The organism is Streptomyces flavofungini, from assembly GCF_041028215.1.
GTDB classification, from domain to species: Bacteria; Actinomycetota; Actinomycetes; order Streptomycetales; family Streptomycetaceae; genus Streptomyces; species Streptomyces flavofungini_B.
Window position 1 is genome coordinate 1 of the sequence record NZ_JASKYR010001520.1, and the last position, 500, is coordinate 500.

A 500-nucleotide genomic window follows, 5' to 3' on the forward strand; every position below is an offset into this window, starting at 1 on the left:
CCGTTGGAATACCCCTGGCCGACGGCGCGGGCCTTCCACGCGCCGTTGCGCAGATAGATCTCGACGACCACCAGGGCCGTCTCGGCGCCGAGCTGCGGCGGCGTGAACGTGGCGAGCACGGAACCGCTGTCCGCGTCGCGGATCGTGGCGGTGGGCTCGATGCCCTGGAAGGTCTGGCCCGCCGCGTCCGGGCTCGCGGTGACGACGATCTTCTCGATGCCGGGCGGCACGGCCGCCGTGTCCACGGTGATCTTGTCGGGGGTGGTGCCGCCGCCCGACTGRYCGGTCAGCGGGATGTTCGAGCCAGGGGTCATAGCTGTCATGCCAGGGGTAACGAACGACCCCGCTTTACCGTTCCCTTACCCGCGGCAGGTTTTTCCGCCGGTTTTCCCGGCGCCGCTCAGCGGTTGCGCGGGTGGTTCCGCGCGGTCCGTTCGTTGCCGCGCTTGTAGTTGCCCGTCCAGCGGGCCATCACCAGCTGGGGGTCGTCGCCCTCGACC

1 protein-coding gene is annotated in these 500 nt (G+C 70.3%); it reads right to left on the minus strand.

From position 1 onward, the window contains the following. Positions 1-323, minus strand: a 323-nt coding sequence (locus tag AB8Z36_RS41980) for a TerD family protein (protein ID WP_369218561.1), incomplete at its 3' end; no start/stop codon positions are given. Between the last annotated feature and the right edge of the window lie 177 nt (positions 324-500).